Origin of the sequence: Halobium salinum, from assembly GCF_026586625.1 — an archaeon.
In the GTDB taxonomy this organism is placed as follows: domain Archaea; phylum Halobacteriota; class Halobacteria; order Halobacteriales; family Haloferacaceae; genus Halobium; species Halobium salinum.
In genome coordinates this window covers 1,504,818-1,519,525 of sequence record NZ_JAODIW010000006.1, presented here as the reverse complement: position 1 = coordinate 1,519,525, position 14,708 = coordinate 1,504,818, and the positions used below count along the sequence as shown (strand labels likewise).

Genomic DNA, 14,708 nt, shown 5'->3' with positions numbered 1-14,708 from the left:
TAACGCGGTTTCTGACCCAATCAGCCTGTACAACTCGGACTGTACTTATAAAGACTCGTGACAGCCTAGGCCAATCGGCCCAACGCCGAATCTATAATTCTTGAACTGAATGGTTGAAATGAAAATCGGATATAAATGGAAGCTGTTTTATCGGAACGTACCTCTGTAGTCTTCAGCTAAAATGACAGATTCCAAACCAATGCTTTAAAACAGTTGGATTCCCCTATTTATATTGATCGTGAGAAGGACGGAGGAGAATGGTGGGCTAGTCGATAATTTTCATCAGGCAGTAATTAGTTATCACGACGAACTCGAGTCATTAGACGAAGAGATTGGTTCGTTTGTAAGCTCCGGAGACGCTCGAATATATGACGTTCGGCAATCATATGCTATGGAGGACGAATTTAATGACGTATGGCCTGACGCGGTATCTTCTCGACCTTCCGAGAAAGAGTGTTGGGAAGCGTATGAACGCGTCCGCGAGCAGCTAGGAGAAAGTGAGGGAGCAAGCGACGTAGGAGAATATGTCTCCGACGAGGCCTTTCATGTCCTCTGTGACGGCACTTTCAAAGATGTGATTTTCCCCATCCCAAACTATCCACATATACGGTTTGAGACGGATTTTGATAAGAATGATATACGTAATTACATAATGAGGATTCAAGAGTCTGATCTGGAATACGTTGACCGCGTTAGTTTGAATCCCACTACTGACGATACTTTGCGACTTGAAGAGATCAACGACGAAGATTTAGACGAACGAATTTTTGCTCCCGATGATACTTGGCCGCTTGTCTCGAGTTTTAGCCGTGAAGTATCTTCCAACTGGCCCGGCCAGAAACTTGTCACGATGTTCAGTTTTGTTTTACAAGATGACTTGGAAAGCACCGATGATTGGCTACCCTCTTCTATTGACCAACGTATTGATTCTTTGGTAGATAGAGAGGAGTATGAACAGTATCAAGACCACTTTGTGATGGAGGTAACTGCTGATGAGAACAGCGACGGTTACGCCCTAGAGTTCTCTGTTCCCCCAGGTAATTTTCAGTCAAAGATGGAGACCTTGGAGACCGCAGTCAAACTTTGGAAAGACGATGAGGATTAAATTAGTTCTGATATTTGATCTGAAAGCTCGAACCAGATATCGATTTTGAGCTGGGTCCAGCTCTCAAGCTGGTTCGTATTCAGCTCGTAGCTCTCTGTGTATATTTCAGAGAATTCTTCTATATCATACTCGGTGAGGGCTACAGCATCTTCTACTCCAAGATTTCTGATCCGCTCTGCATCCCCTGAGAAAACCGTCAAATACGGGACCTTATTCAATTCTTCTGGGCCATCAAGACAAGGAGGTGTAAGTATACAGTTATTTAGAGAGGTAATTGCAGCCACTCGTAGATGGTCAGAGTTCAGTTGAAGTGATTCCTGATAACCTCCGTCATTGACTTGGAGATCCATACTATTGGTGACAGCTGCCTCCGCTCCTCTTAATACCGAAATAGTTTGAATCCTCTCCGCGTCTTCCTCTGTGACTCCCTCTATCGTATACAGGAATTTTGAAGAGTATCTATGAGCGTATTCTTCCGCTTCAGGGGTTACAGCTATTCCACGCTCCTGAAGAAAATCGACAACTGCCGAATATGAATCTGCCATGCGACCTGATAACGTGCGTAAGGCTTTAATCCTTGCTACGAGCAATCCTATCGAGAACTCTGTATGAATTACCGCACATTTATAATGAGCTACTGGCCGATACCTACCTTCTTTCTGATATTCCCGATTTTGCTTATTTGGCTATTGTATCTATTCTCTGACGCCAATCTCAATCTCTCGATTGCCGGTTCGATCATTGCGATAATTTATAGCCTTATTCTTTCAGTAGAGTACGCCCTACGCTTGAACAACGAGGTCGCGGAAGAGACGCTAACCCGATATCCAGACCAATTTTCTACAATACGTTCTCTTTCTACCAATCTAATTACAGTCGTTGGTATCTTCATTTCCCTTCTCGGTTCTGGAGCGTTTTTCGGAGATACAGAAATCAATTCACTGATTATTGTGGCATTCGCCTCACTTGTATTCGCCCTTATAATCGGGTTCCTCGCTTTAGCAGAGATCTCCGGAGCGGTCAAAGAACAGGAGGACGGAAAGATCCTAGTTGGCTCGAAGGAGTGGGGTAGTATCTGGTTTTCCGCTCGATATCAACTACTATTGTTTATTTTCAGTCTGATTACGCTCATCAGCGGGATAGAACTATAATGTAAATCTTGGTTTTGAGGTCTAACGAGTAGATTCGACCAGTTTGAGGACATCTGACCGGATGCGGGAACGCATGAAGGGAAGGATGATTCTGAGTTTGACGTCAGCTCCATCGCCTGTTCCACCGCCGGTAACACTCACCCAATCCGTCTGCTGGTTATACGATACGGCAGGCCAGGCTCCTCCTGCCGCAAATAGTGCTTCGCCGGTTTTCCACACCGAGAGAACTGAGTTGATCTGCAGCCGAACGTCATCGAATTCGAACGTACGCTCCGTACCCTTCTTCACCTCGACCTCGATACTGAACGGACCTGTGGAAAATCGGCCAGAGAATCCCTGCGTCTGGACCTCCTTCGCTCCTTTGGGATTCGGTTCGTTGCCGGAGAACTCGCTCTGTCGCACCTGAGTAATCCCTTTCTGTTTCAGCTGGTCCTTGAAACTCGACCCGATATTACCCATCATCCAATCGACTGGGATACTACTGAGTAACGCTCCTTCGAGCTCGAACCGAGTTGCAAACCCAATTCCTACGGCCTGACCGAACTCTCCCTCAGTTTTCTTCTTTACTTGATTAGCTGCAGGCGAATGAGTGAAGGTCTGCGTTTTCCCGTGTACCGTCCCTAGTGTGACTGTTTTCTTGATTTTCCTCTCGATAGTGCCCTCGTCCTGCTTTTTCCAGGTCCCATTTAGAGTGTTCACCTTCGGCGGCTCCACTCCGTTCGACCCATCACTCCCTTCTACACTGCCTTCATCACCGCTGCATCCAGCCAAGCTGACTGACAATGCTGCCCCGGCACCCATCAGGACTGTTCTTCGGTCGACATTCTCCATATCCGAACGATTTCAACTATCCTGTATAAGTCTTCTGAGCAATAGAATATCTCGTCTCTTGTACATTCGACGCTTTCCAGGTAGCGAGAGATCAACGGTGATTTCATCAATCAGGGGCTGTCTCGCTTAAGAGAATGACTTCGGACGAACTGGAAATCCGGTTGAAATCCGTGAATAAGCATGTGGATTGGGACGATTCAGTAGATCTTCACATTCAGGCTGTCCTCTCCGAGAATAGCACTTTTGCTAAAAACACGTTCTTTTTCGACTGCGATCCGGTGGGAACCAACTGTAGGCGCTCCTATCTGGAGGTGGTTTTACCGGATCGCGAGGTCATCGATGACATCCATGAATTCCTGTCAAATCACCTGATAAAAGACGATGAAATCCGGCGATCAATCGAGATCCCGCTTGTAGAAGGCAAGAAGGCTAATTCATGACATGGAAGAGATAGGAAAGAAGTTGAGGGGATGGACCATCTTCGTATTGAGGCGAACTCGGAGGGTATTTCATTCGGTCCTTGGGGTTCGATGAATCCGAGCATCCGGTTTCATGAGACAGCGGATGAGGATGGTCCTCAGGATCGGAAGAATGGTGAAAAGCTGTTGAATTTTCTTGATGAGGTTAGACAGGGTGCCGAGAAAGGAAATACGATTGACTCTCTTCACGATGGGGAACTGATAGAACGGTGTCTGCCGCTCTTTGAGCAGGGAAAATATCCTGAGGCTGCTCGTCTCGCTGGACAAATTTTGGAAGAGCGTGTGGATGATGTTCCTATTGAGTCTCTAGAGAATTTTGGGGGGACGAATTTGATGCATCAAGCATTCTCTCCCGATGGCGGTCCAGTCCGGCTTGCCTCAGAGAATAGCGAACAGAAAGGGTTGATGTACTTGTTTGCCGGTGCGTATTTAGCGATTAGAAACCCGCTCAGCCATCGGACACCAGATCCAGAACGGAATCGATACTTAGACCAGATCGACCGAAATCAATCCCGAAACGCTATCCACACGATTGATTTTCTTTTAACTGTCTTGGAACGATATTCGAACATCGACTAATAAAACCAGAATTATTGAATTTTAATCTCTGAGTGACCAATCAGCTTCTTTCTTCACAAGTTCCCCACACTTTTCACAGCGCAGTATCCGGAAGCCGTTCACCTTACGTCCGCTCCTCGTTTGCTGGATGTCCAGATTCGGGCGATAATACCGGCCCTCGCTCGCCAGGGCGAACGGCTGTCTGCAACATTGGCACGTATAATCCGTCTCAAACTGGAGGTAGGCTAGAGGGGCAAACAGAAGCCCAACCGCAGGGAAAATCGAAACAATAGCAGCTCCGGTATCTACTGACAGCGGAGATAGTTGAGAGATAAATGTCATATAATTCGGCTTCAACCCGGATGACCCGATGACCTCTGCGAGTATCAAGAACAGCCACATCCCTCCGGTAGCTGAGATAGCGAAGAGGAGTAACATTATCCGCTTCCGGGTGATATGCGGTGATCCCAACGCAACTGAAGACAGCCAATCGAATACCTTCCCGAGCGATCTATAGCTCTCAAAAGCATTATCCTCGTAACTCCGCCAGTCTGGGCTGGTCTCCATTTCTTCCATCACCTCTTTATCAGTTAATTCCGACCAGTCTCGGCCACCGTCTGCCCTCTCGACCGGACTCCCTGCCGAGACAGTCTTGTGTTGGATCAGTTGAACGCGTGTACCCTTCCCTGGTTGCTCCACGTATTGATGGACTGCCAACATCGTACTGACAAGACTGAGAGGAAAGGTAAGAACTGGACTTACACTCAGATGTAATATACTCTCAAAGGCAATTGTGAGAAGTACAGAAACAACAACGGTTGCGATAATTGCCAACGCCAGGATAGCTGTCCTTCGATTTCTCATCTTTAGAATTGAGTAATAACCTGTCTATATCAATCAATCGCTCGGACCGGCCAGAGGAAAATTTCATAGATTAATTATTTTACAACAAGACTACTAAGTGAGGTTTAGAAAGGGCTTCTAACTTCCAGGAGTGGTTTCCGCCTTGCCAAAGCCACAACCAAGATTATAAACGTCTCCCGCTAAGCTAAATTCAGTTCGATGCCCGATAGCAGTTCCTCAAACGAGCCTATACAACGCCCTGTTGTAGAGGTAATAGCCGAATATATCAACAATGGGGTCGGGCACATTCATATCGCCGGAGAACCAGGAATCGGTAAGACAACGACACTACATCAAATCGCGGCCGCAGTTGACGACGGATATAATGTTGATATCCGGAATATCCGACCGAACCACGAACTCACCGATCTTTTTCGAGAGATCAATCATGCCTTGTTTGATCGTCTCCCAGATGACCTCACAGAAGAGGGACGGCAACTTACTGGCATCAGCGTTGGTCCGGTAGGGGGCGTTTCATGGGATTCTGATGCAGCCGATGTGAAGAGACCCCAGTCCGGTCACAGAGATATTCTTCGACGACTCGCAGCAGCCTTCCCGGACGACCAGCGCCTGCTGATCTGCGTCGACGATGTCCACGAACTAGGGGACGATGATCGTGCGATTAGAGGCGCAATGGAAGAAGCAGCCGACGCCCTGCCACCAAATGTCCTTCTAGTTACTGCAGGACGACTCACATACCAAAGTTTAGATACATCGGTCTGCCTTGATACTTTTACCGAAGAACAAACTGCGCAGCTGTTACGAAATGCATTCGAAGATATCACCGACGTGCAGATCCATGATATCCATAATCAGGTAGACGGCCATCCCCTCTATCTCGGCTTACTAATCGATTCGAACGATGACAGCACCTCATTGAACCTTCCGGACAACGATGTATTCCGTGAGATTGAACAGCGATATCTTCAATCTCTTTCACCCGACGAGCGCCGCCTTCTCCGGGCGACGGCCCCGTTGAGCGAACTGAATGAAGCCATCTGCACATACGTCCTGCCCGAAGGCTTTGACCTCGACCGCATCGATGTAGCTGACATCCTTGACTCACTTAGCAACCGCATCATCGTCCAGACCATCGGACGTACCCATAACGGTCTCAGAATATTCAAAGTCCACGATGTTTTCCGCGACTTCCTCAAGAGCCGTTGGGATCATACAGAAGAGACCGAACAAAAAGCGTTCCAGTACTACGCTGAGACCGTTATTGAACAGGCCGGCCATGATTTGTCGCTTGAAAGGGAAGTTAAATATATTACTTTATGCCTCGAATTTCTCTCAACCCCAGTTATTCAGGCCAAGGCTGAGGTACTATCTCATCTCATTGAACAGATCCTTACAGAGGAAGAACTCAGTTTCTACCCTACCTCATTACTACTAACCGACATAAAAACACGTGACACAACTGAGCTGCCGGACAAGGTTATCAAGACCGTTGTAGCCAACATCAATGTCCGGCAGAAGATTGCTAAAGACTTCTACGATGATCAGCTTCACCTCTCTTGGGCGAAACACCAGTTCAACCAAGGGTCATTCGAAGACCCATCCGGCAATCTACTTAGCTATCTCAATCGAATTTCCGACACCTATCCTTCGTTCGTTTCAGAAGTCATCGTGGAAACGACAACAGAGAATCCCCGGACACACCGATACCTCATCTCACTCGGCACCGAACTCCCCGCTGAGGACGCTATAGCCGTAGCCGAACAAGCAATCGAGTGGATTCAGGATACAACGGAGTACCACGAACTCGCAAGACCAGGACTGGAGTTAGTTACCTATCTCTGCGAGCAAAACGCATTCGATACTGCTCTGGAACTGCTGAACACTATTCTCACCCCGCGCCAAGGGAACAGCGAGGGCCAGCTGGAAGGCGCGCAGGGCATGACGCGCTACAACCTTATCCAAACGCTTGACGAGACATTTGATATACTCCTCACCGAGCGAGGCACCGCATTCATAGACCTGTTAAAAACCAATCTCGAAGCTGCACTTCGCATTGAAGAAGAGAGTCAGGTTGATCACGAGGTTATTGAAAACCACTTCGCAGTTACTGATCTCAACTATGCGGACGAGAACCGCGGGAACCTACAGCAGCTATTACTGGAGTATTTCACCCGCGCGTCCACAAAATGGCTTAGTGACGATCCAGATGGTACCGAGCGTCGGGAACTCATTGAAGAATTGTTGGATGGGCCGATCGTGTTCCGACGCGTCGGCTTTGTACTCCTGGCCTCACACCCAGAATCCTTTCGTGATACCGTCAAGATCACGTTACAGGAGGTTGATAACTACCGCAGCCTCCCGGCAGGGTACGAGTTCTATCAGCTCCTGAAATCCGGGTTTACCCAGTTGGATACGGCTGCTCAGGAACGCATCTGTGAAATTATTAGCGGGGGTCCTTACACCGCCTATGAAGAATGGGCCGAACAGCTCGCTGAAGAGCAGGAAGAACCAGCCAGTTATTTTGAGCAACGGATTGAGGAGACATGGCGGCGAGACCGATTCTACCTTATCCGCGAGGAATTGCCTGCTCCCTATGCGGACGTCCTTCCTGGTCTGATCGAAAAACATGGAGAGCCAGACCGCCTACCCACAGAATCACCCATCTCGAGGACGACTGGTGGATTTGTTAACCAACGGGGACCCGAACAGATTGAGGAATACCAGAACTGGCCTGCAGAAGAAGTTCTCAAATCTGCTGTCGAATGGGAACCACCCGAAGCGACAGGATGGGATACCAACGAACATGGCCGTTTTGAAGAACGGAACCATCTCGGGTTTTCGCGTCAACTTAGTGAGCTGATCAGAGAACACCCAACCCGTTACGCTCACGAAATCTCGATTCTTGAAGACGCCAATCCTCGGTATGCTGACGCAGCCTTCGGCGCATTCCGAAACCTCCTCGATGATGGGCAGACATTTCCTTGGAACTCTATCGTCGCACTCGCAACAGCCATCACCGAGGATCCAACAGAGTGGACTTCCAGTTGCCGGACAAATCTCGCGATGCTGTTGAACAAAGGAATAGCCGCCGATGAAACACCGTTCCCCCGAGACAATGCTGACGAAGTCCGCGCAATCTTATTGGTACTTCTGGGTGACCCAGACCCCGATCCGGAGCGGGACCAGCCCGAAGAAGGTGTGATGGGCCACGGTGACCCGGTTCAGGTCGCAATAAATTCTGTTCGCCCGATGGCGCTCAATGCCTTCATCACATTTCTCTGGTGGACTACACAACAAGGAGGTAACCTCGACCCCACGCTCTTAGATGCCGTCGAAAAGCGAATGACCGATGACCCAGCGCTCGCTGTTCGCACTGTGATTGGCCGCCGATTCGGAACATTATGGGAGCTCGATTCGGATCGAATTGAACGGTGTCTTGAGGATGTCTTTCCGAGGGGTGAGATGACAGTAGAACAGCGTCGGTTTACCGCTGCATGGAACTCATTCGTACGCCACAATGTCATGTGGGGATACGATGCCCTTCGACCGTACTACCGCCACGCCATTCAACTGCTGGACACTAGTGATGATGATATCTACGAAATCAATACCCGTTCAACCGCCACTCATGTCCTATCAGACTACTTATTTGGAGATGCATCGATCGCCGACGATAACAGCCTTATCAGGAGATACTACGATGCGGCCTCACCAGAGGAGGCGACAGAGCTGGCTATCAGCCTTGCGGACTCCTTCGATAATCCGGAGGTCGAAGACCGCTGGGACGCAATTAGAAATCTCTGGGATTGGCGTCTAGACCAAATTGAGAATGCCGGGACTACACCAGAACAAAAATATGCGGATGAGCTACGTCAGTTCTTGGACTGTGTACATGAGTCGTCTACAATCGACTTGACGCTCGAAAAGGGCCGGATACAGCGCTCACTACCTATTGTGATTTTAAGCGATTTGAACTGGCGGCGTATTGAAGACTGGTTGGCAGAACAATCAGATTCGTATTCAGCAACCTCTGTGGATCTGTATAGGACGATGGTTGAATCGGTCAACGATGAAAAGTGGTCCTCGTTGGCTCGTACAAGTCAGGATTCAAATCGCAAACGTATCTATGAGAAGGCTGCTGAGGAAGGCGAAGAATCGATTCAATCAGCACTTTGGATTGCAAACCAGTTCGCAGCTGAAGGGTACGAAACGGATCGTGAATTCTTGGATGACCATCTGTAACTACAAAAATCGAGTTTCTGAACGAAGATGAGTGGTGTAGCCAGAGTTCGTTCTCTGAAGATCCGGGAGAATTCAACTAGCGATCAGAAGCGAAGCATATCGCTTCATATGAAGTACACCAAACCTCTTCTCATATTTTTCTAGCCCATCAATTTCCTCTATGGAGTCTTCAAACAATTTAGATGAAGACGAGAAGTTACTCTCGAATGTAAGTTCCTGGTCGAAGGACGAAGTCAAGGCTATAAATGAGGTAAATCGGCTCTTGGACAATCTTGATAAGCGAATTCAATTAGTATATAGAGAAACAGACAGTTCTGAGATGAAGATAGAGTTGGAGGAGATTCTGGTTCAGCTGCGGGATGCTCGCCAGCTTTTGTTGAGTCGGAGGGATTTGGAGTAGCTGTTTTCTTGATGGTTACTGGGTTGAGTTCTCAGTCATCGATTTGCGGCCTTTGTCGGTGAGTTCGTAGTAGATTTTGTCTTCGTCTGGTTTTGTGACGAGTTCGTGGTTTTGGAGTTCTCTGAGTGCTCGTGTGATGGTTGATCGGGAGGGCGGTCGTTTCATGGTTCTCTCGAGTTCGTACTGGATTGCCCCGGCGGAGATGGCTATCCCGGCTTTGTGGAGTGTTTCGAGTACCGGGATGGAGGCGTCGTTCATCCAGGTTTTCCGCTGAGGCATGTTTCGAGTGAGGATTGGTCGGTACCTGTTTTTGACAGCCTCGATATAAAATTGAACTGACTAATAGTGGCTCAAATGAGCCAGTTTGAGTCAGAATTATTGTGGTGTGGACACTAACGGTGTGAGCATGGACTGGAGATTTTGGGGCTGGACCACCACAGAACATATAAAATTTTTGTTACTAAACAGTAATAGGTGCCCTCCCTCGATGAACAAAACACCGAACAGACGCCAATTCTTGAAAGCCACAGCAGCCACCGGAATCACCGGAATCGCAGGCTGCACCGACGGCAGCGGACAAACCGACGACAATACTACAACCCCACCAAACGACGACGATTCCACGCCAACAGATACCCCTACTGAAACCAGCACCTCAACATCGGAGCCCGGCTACGAATCTCAGATCAAGAAAGGTGAAGAGTTCGACTGGTTCATCGACCCTCGGGTACTAACACAAGAAAACGCGATCCGGGAACAAGCATACGGCGGCGACGAAGCCTACGAAGAAGTCCTTGCAAGTGTTCCATGGCAAATTTACAGAAACAATGATATCGTCGACGCAATCGACGAAGACACTCGAAAATATCTCGACGAGAACGCTCCACGGGTTACAGGCAGAGGATTTGTCGATGCCGACTGGAGCGAAACAGGTACCAAAGTCGTCGTAGGACTTGGCGAGCTCGGAGCGCTCGACCTCAAGAAATCGCCGGACGAGATCACCGGACTACTTGAGGAGAACTTTGAATCCGCAGGTATCGGGAACAGAACCACTTATAGAGGCAGTTTCCAGGATGAAGGCCGAGAACAAGAATACGAGGTCATCATCGGTCAGAACGGCTCCAACCTGATCTGGGCAGCCGACCGACCCGACGAATCGGTTAGCCCTCCCTTCCTCGGAGACCTCGAAACCGGCTACGAAGTACTCGAAAACACAGCAGCCGGCGACAGGGAATCCATCATTGACGCCAACGGCTACGGACCAAAGATAGTCAAAACTCTTCAGGCCCATTTCCCGAATGAAAAAGATGACCTTGGATTCGTAATCAGGGCTCAGGAGTCTGAGGGCGATATCCAAGCCCCATATGGAATGGGTGATTGGTCTGAAGAATCGTATCTTAGTACAACTGGCGCGATTATTGAGAAGGATGGAGAGTACGAGTTCTTTGTTGAGGATGGGTCACCGTCACAGACTCCTGTCGACGAACTGGCGAAAGACTACGACTGCGGATTCGATAACTCTTATACCTAAGCTTTGTTCAACAGCCGTCTACGTCCATTGTGGATAGATCGATGGTGTGGGTGTCCGTCACGCCGACGGGTTCCACCCATGCCTGTATCTCTACTTTGCAGTCATCCATTGCACCGAATTTCTTGGTGACTGTGAGCGGGTTAGTGGTGGTTTGGCCTGGTTCTAAATCCATGTTGGAGAATCTGGCCTCTCTGTGTTTGTCTGAGGTGTACTGCATTCGCAGGTTGTAGTAGCTCCCGCCTTTTCTCCCGGTATTAGCGATCCTTGCGTGGACTCGGAGCTTTTCAGTACCGAACAGGTCTGTCACAATCTCCTTCGACACCGTCCGAAGCTTCGCGTCGTACTCGCTCAATGCGTCATCGCATTCTTGAGGTGCTTGAACCGGAGTCAAATCCTCGACCTTGTCTACAGTAGCTCCTCCCTGTCTAATTTCGACATCGACGGAGCAGAGAGAGGCTTTGAACGGCCCGTTCGCTGCAGTCAATGTTTTCTGGCCGGCAGCAGGAATCTCTGCCTGCGCCCCTTTGATCTGATTGCCTTTCGAATCTATGACAACCAGCTCGACTTCTTTCGGAATTCCATATGTGCTTTCTACGGAGACCTCTGTTAGAAGCCGGCCGCGCTGAGTTTGCTTGCTGCTGTAGATGTTGACCGCGTTCTCTATGCTGATCGCTCGGTCATCAGCGCAGTTTTTCCCAAGCTCCGTTATCTGGATGAACCCGTACTTCGCAGCCTCTCCCGATTCTTCGATCGAACTTCCTACAGTTTCTCCGGCTTCTCCGTCGTTGGTAGGGTCCTTCCCCTTATTCATCTGAATATAGCCCTTGTCACCAGGACAGAGAATGACTGAAGCCGGTTTATCGGTTGAACCAGCCAAGAACGGGTCGACATGAGGCTTCTTTTTAGTTTTATCACCACAGTAGGGCTGTTTATCGCCGATCCCACCCTTCTTCGGTGAGTCGCTCATCCAGACTCCGGCTCGGTTGTCGGGTACGTCTCCGTTGAAGTATAGTGCGAAATTCTGCCGAGTGCCATGGAATTTTTCATCACTCTGACAGGAGGCGGTTCTAGTCTTGAAGCTGGTTTTTGATGCTAATATGAAGTTTTTCTCGAGCCAGGTGTCTCCCCTGTCTTTTGAGGGTTTGCTGCCGGTGATTTGACTGCCTGAGCTTTGTTCGTTGCCTGCGATCAGCACGACCTTCTTTTTCCCTTTGATTTCGAAGTATTCTCGGCTGTAGATGCCTTCCATGTCTTGGCCGAGCTTGCCGGTGGCTGATCCCTCTGTAACTCTTATCCCGGTGTCTTCTGCGCCGTAGCACTTCGGATACTGAGTTAGATAACTACCTTTGAGACCGGGGTATCCTGCCTGCCCTTCCCCGTCGTTAGCGGTCTGTGGAACGCCGTTCCTCCACTTCTTGATCTTGTTATTGTTCTGCTTCCAGACTGTAGGTCCTTTCAACCCCAGAGATTTCTTGTACGGACCTTCGGCGCAGCCATCGTTTGATGCCCGGTGATACACATACAATGCAAGATCCGACAACTGCTGATCAGGTGTAATATCGCCGTCCCCCTTGATCTCTATTGTGAAGTCGGAGTTCTTTTTGGTGATCTCTTGGCCTTGCCAGATTGCTTTTTCGAGCGGGCTGTTGGTGAACAGGGTGCCTATCAAGCCGGCGAACATTAATGCGCCAACTAAGACGAGAATAGTGTTGATGCCCATTCCTTTCCGATTTCCGAATTCCACGTAGAATGTTTTGGAATTCGGTATTTAAAATCGGATGCGTCAATTCTTTCTTATGGTGTTACGGTATGAGCCCGTTTTTTGATTCATCCCTCAAGATAGATATGCGGCTATCGCATAGACAGGTGGCAGGTTGGATAATTTCCATTTCAGTCCTTTTTGGAGTCCTCTTAGCTGCTCCAGTTAACTGGATGCATCCTTCTGTGGAGGTATCGGGGTGCTCAATGTACCCTGCTTTGGAACCCGGCGAAATCGTGATACTGGAACCAACCAGCACTTCAGATCTCAGCAAAGGCGATATAGTGGCTTTCAGAGCGATTGGTACCTTGGTAATCCACCGAGTAGTCGAGAAGAGAAATCGTACGGTAGGTACGAAAGGTGACTTGGCGCGGAAACAGTTCTGGTTCGAACAGAGAATTACTGACTCCCAGATTCTGGGCAGAAAGCTGTTCAGCATACCTCTGCCATGGAACCCGGATCGGCAGTGTCGAACATCACCTCCGTTATGAATCATAGAACATCTAATGTATCATTGCCTGAATCTCATCGGAACATTCTTCTTTAGCTAGATGATAACAAAGCACCTAGAACCAGGTAGTATGCGTGACGCCAACCCCAACCCAAAACAAACTTAAATGAGTGAGAGACTATAACACACATGACCTCAGATAACGATCTTCCGGAAGACGCCGCGGAGCGATTAGATGACTGGTTTGAGCAGAATTATACCTTGTTCCCAGATGGACTTGAAGGCTATAAGCTCCAAGAAGATCAGGAGGATGGTGTCTACGTTGTCCTGACTGAGGAGTTTGATACAGACCGGTTCGAAGATCTTTTAGAAGAGCGAGATGGGTTTGAGCCGTCTAATCCCAAAGGTGATTCTAATGCAGTCGCAGCGCAGAAAGTGGAGGAAATTGAAGGAGGATTTCTATACAAAAGTGCTTTCGGCACGACCTTTCACCGGTCGAAGTCAGTACCTCTTGGAGGATATGAGGAACCAATTGATTCTACTGGTGAGCCAGCGTCGACTTCTGTCGGTGAGACTTTAGAGATGCTGGTTTTTTATCTCGAAGATCGATATGCGTAGCAGATATTCACAGGAAAACAGAGCCGGATACCACGAGAAGCGCCCCGATTACGGAGGGTACTGATAGAGCTATCAGCTTTCGTCGTTCCAAACTTTGTTCTGAACCTCTCGGGTCGTTAGGATCGGGGTCGTACGTGTATTCTGCTGCAAATGCTGATGGTCCGGCTAATGAGAGCAGCAGAAATCCAAGCGAGACTACTATATCGCTCATAAGCTGATTGGGCGTGTTCAGGGATGTTGACCAAGGACAACCGATGCCCAGAATTTGGTTACTGGATTCTTGCTGTTACGGTTCTTTATTTCGATTTGGAGGTTATCATTGAATGGAAGACCCAAGCTCATTCCAACATTCCCGTAGTTACTTCCCCATCCAGATCCGATCTCTCCCTTCTGATCGATGTTGCCATCTATTTTAATCCGAACAACTGGAACCGCAGCGTATGCGTGAGTGACTCCAATTCCTTTCAGAACCCCTGGTCCATTAGTTGACACCAAGTTTTTCCATCCAGTCGTGTTGGCGTCCTCTACTTCCAGCTTGGGAACTGGACTCATACTGCAACAAACTCGTCGAACTATTGAAAACCGTTGTGCAATTACGCTTCTCAAGGTTTCATTCACCCCTGAAGCAAACGAATCACGACCACTCCTGAACCTCATATGTATCTGTGCGAGTATGTTCATTAATGAAATATTCAGAAGATTTGGCAGAGGTAGAACAG

Annotated in this window: 14 protein-coding genes; 8 read left to right on the top strand and 6 right to left on the bottom strand. The window is 48.7% G+C overall.

Annotated features, from left to right (window positions below):
- The first annotated feature begins 238 nt into the window (after positions 1-238).
- Entirely contained in the window at positions 239-1,105 is an 867-nt protein-coding gene (locus N5095_RS11010; protein ID WP_267622886.1) for a hypothetical protein, read from the top strand.
- On the opposite strand, the gene N5095_RS11005 is transcribed toward N5095_RS11010, so the two are convergent.
- Positions 1,102-1,650, bottom strand: coding sequence for a hypothetical protein (locus tag N5095_RS11005; RefSeq protein WP_267622885.1), 549 nt, complete (start codon positions 1,648-1,650; stop codon positions 1,102-1,104). The genes N5095_RS11010 and N5095_RS11005 overlap by 4 nt on opposite strands.
- A 243-nt stretch (positions 1,651-1,893) precedes the next feature.
- On the opposite strand from N5095_RS11005, the gene N5095_RS11000 reads away from it, so the two are divergent.
- Positions 1,894-2,256, top strand: a complete 363-nt coding sequence (locus N5095_RS11000; protein ID WP_267622884.1) for a hypothetical protein — start codon at positions 1,894-1,896, stop codon at positions 2,254-2,256.
- A 21-nt stretch (positions 2,257-2,277) separates the two neighbouring features.
- On the opposite strand, the gene N5095_RS10995 is transcribed toward N5095_RS11000, so the two are convergent.
- Positions 2,278-3,087 carry a hypothetical protein gene (locus tag N5095_RS10995; RefSeq protein ID WP_267622883.1) on the bottom strand — a complete coding sequence of 270 codons (810 nt, stop codon included), beginning with the start codon at positions 3,085-3,087 and terminating at the stop codon, positions 2,278-2,280.
- 134 nt (positions 3,088-3,221) lie between these two features.
- On the opposite strand from N5095_RS10995, the gene N5095_RS10990 reads away from it, so the two are divergent.
- Both N5095_RS10990 and N5095_RS10985 read left to right on the top strand, forming a co-directional pair.
- Positions 3,222-3,527: a hypothetical protein gene (locus tag N5095_RS10990; protein WP_267622882.1), complete on the top strand. Its 306-nt coding sequence runs from the start codon at positions 3,222-3,224 to the stop codon at positions 3,525-3,527.
- Positions 3,528-3,617: 90 nt separating this feature from the next.
- The gene (locus tag N5095_RS10985) at positions 3,618-4,145 is read left to right on the top strand and encodes a TIGR02391 family protein (protein WP_267622881.1); all 528 of its coding nucleotides are present in this window, start codon (positions 3,618-3,620) and stop codon (positions 4,143-4,145) included.
- A 21-nt stretch (positions 4,146-4,166) separates the two neighbouring features.
- Here the strand turns inward: N5095_RS10985 and N5095_RS10980 are convergent, their stop codons facing one another.
- A complete protein-coding gene (locus N5095_RS10980) occupies positions 4,167-4,844 on the bottom strand; it encodes a hypothetical protein (RefSeq protein WP_267622880.1) in 678 nt (225 codons plus the stop codon).
- A gap of 342 nt (positions 4,845-5,186) precedes the next feature.
- On the opposite strand from N5095_RS10980, the gene N5095_RS10975 reads away from it, so the two are divergent.
- A complete protein-coding gene (locus N5095_RS10975; RefSeq protein ID WP_267622879.1) occupies positions 5,187-9,230 on the top strand; it encodes an AAA family ATPase in 4,044 nt (1,347 codons plus the stop codon).
- Between the two features lie 415 nt (positions 9,231-9,645).
- Here N5095_RS10975 and N5095_RS10970 read toward each other — a convergent pair whose 3' ends face one another.
- Positions 9,646-9,888 (bottom strand): helix-turn-helix transcriptional regulator, encoded by a 243-nt coding sequence (locus tag N5095_RS10970; protein ID WP_267622878.1) that lies wholly within the window; start codon positions 9,886-9,888, stop codon positions 9,646-9,648.
- A 229-nt stretch (positions 9,889-10,117) separates the two neighbouring features.
- Here N5095_RS10970 and N5095_RS10965 point away from each other — a divergent pair, with 229 nt between their 5' ends.
- Positions 10,118-11,161, top strand: coding sequence for a twin-arginine translocation signal domain-containing protein (locus N5095_RS10965; RefSeq protein ID WP_267622877.1), 1,044 nt, complete (start codon positions 10,118-10,120; stop codon positions 11,159-11,161).
- A 7-nt stretch (positions 11,162-11,168) separates the two neighbouring features.
- Here the strand turns inward: N5095_RS10965 and N5095_RS10960 are convergent, their stop codons facing one another.
- Positions 11,169-12,881: a hypothetical protein gene (locus N5095_RS10960; RefSeq protein ID WP_267622876.1), complete on the bottom strand. Its 1,713-nt coding sequence runs from the start codon at positions 12,879-12,881 to the stop codon at positions 11,169-11,171.
- A 29-nt stretch (positions 12,882-12,910) separates the two neighbouring features.
- On the opposite strand from N5095_RS10960, the gene N5095_RS22555 reads away from it, so the two are divergent.
- Positions 12,911-13,411, top strand: a complete 501-nt coding sequence (locus N5095_RS22555; protein WP_390202984.1) for a signal peptidase I — start codon at positions 12,911-12,913, stop codon at positions 13,409-13,411.
- A 149-nt stretch (positions 13,412-13,560) separates the two neighbouring features.
- Complete coding sequence (locus N5095_RS10955) at positions 13,561-13,989, top strand: hypothetical protein (RefSeq protein WP_267622874.1); 429 nt, start codon at positions 13,561-13,563, stop codon at positions 13,987-13,989.
- 228 nt (positions 13,990-14,217) lie between these two features.
- Here the strand turns inward: N5095_RS10955 and N5095_RS10950 are convergent, their stop codons facing one another.
- Entirely contained in the window at positions 14,218-14,541 is a 324-nt protein-coding gene (locus N5095_RS10950; protein ID WP_267622872.1) for a hypothetical protein, read from the bottom strand.
- Positions 14,542-14,708: the final 167 nt, after the last annotated feature.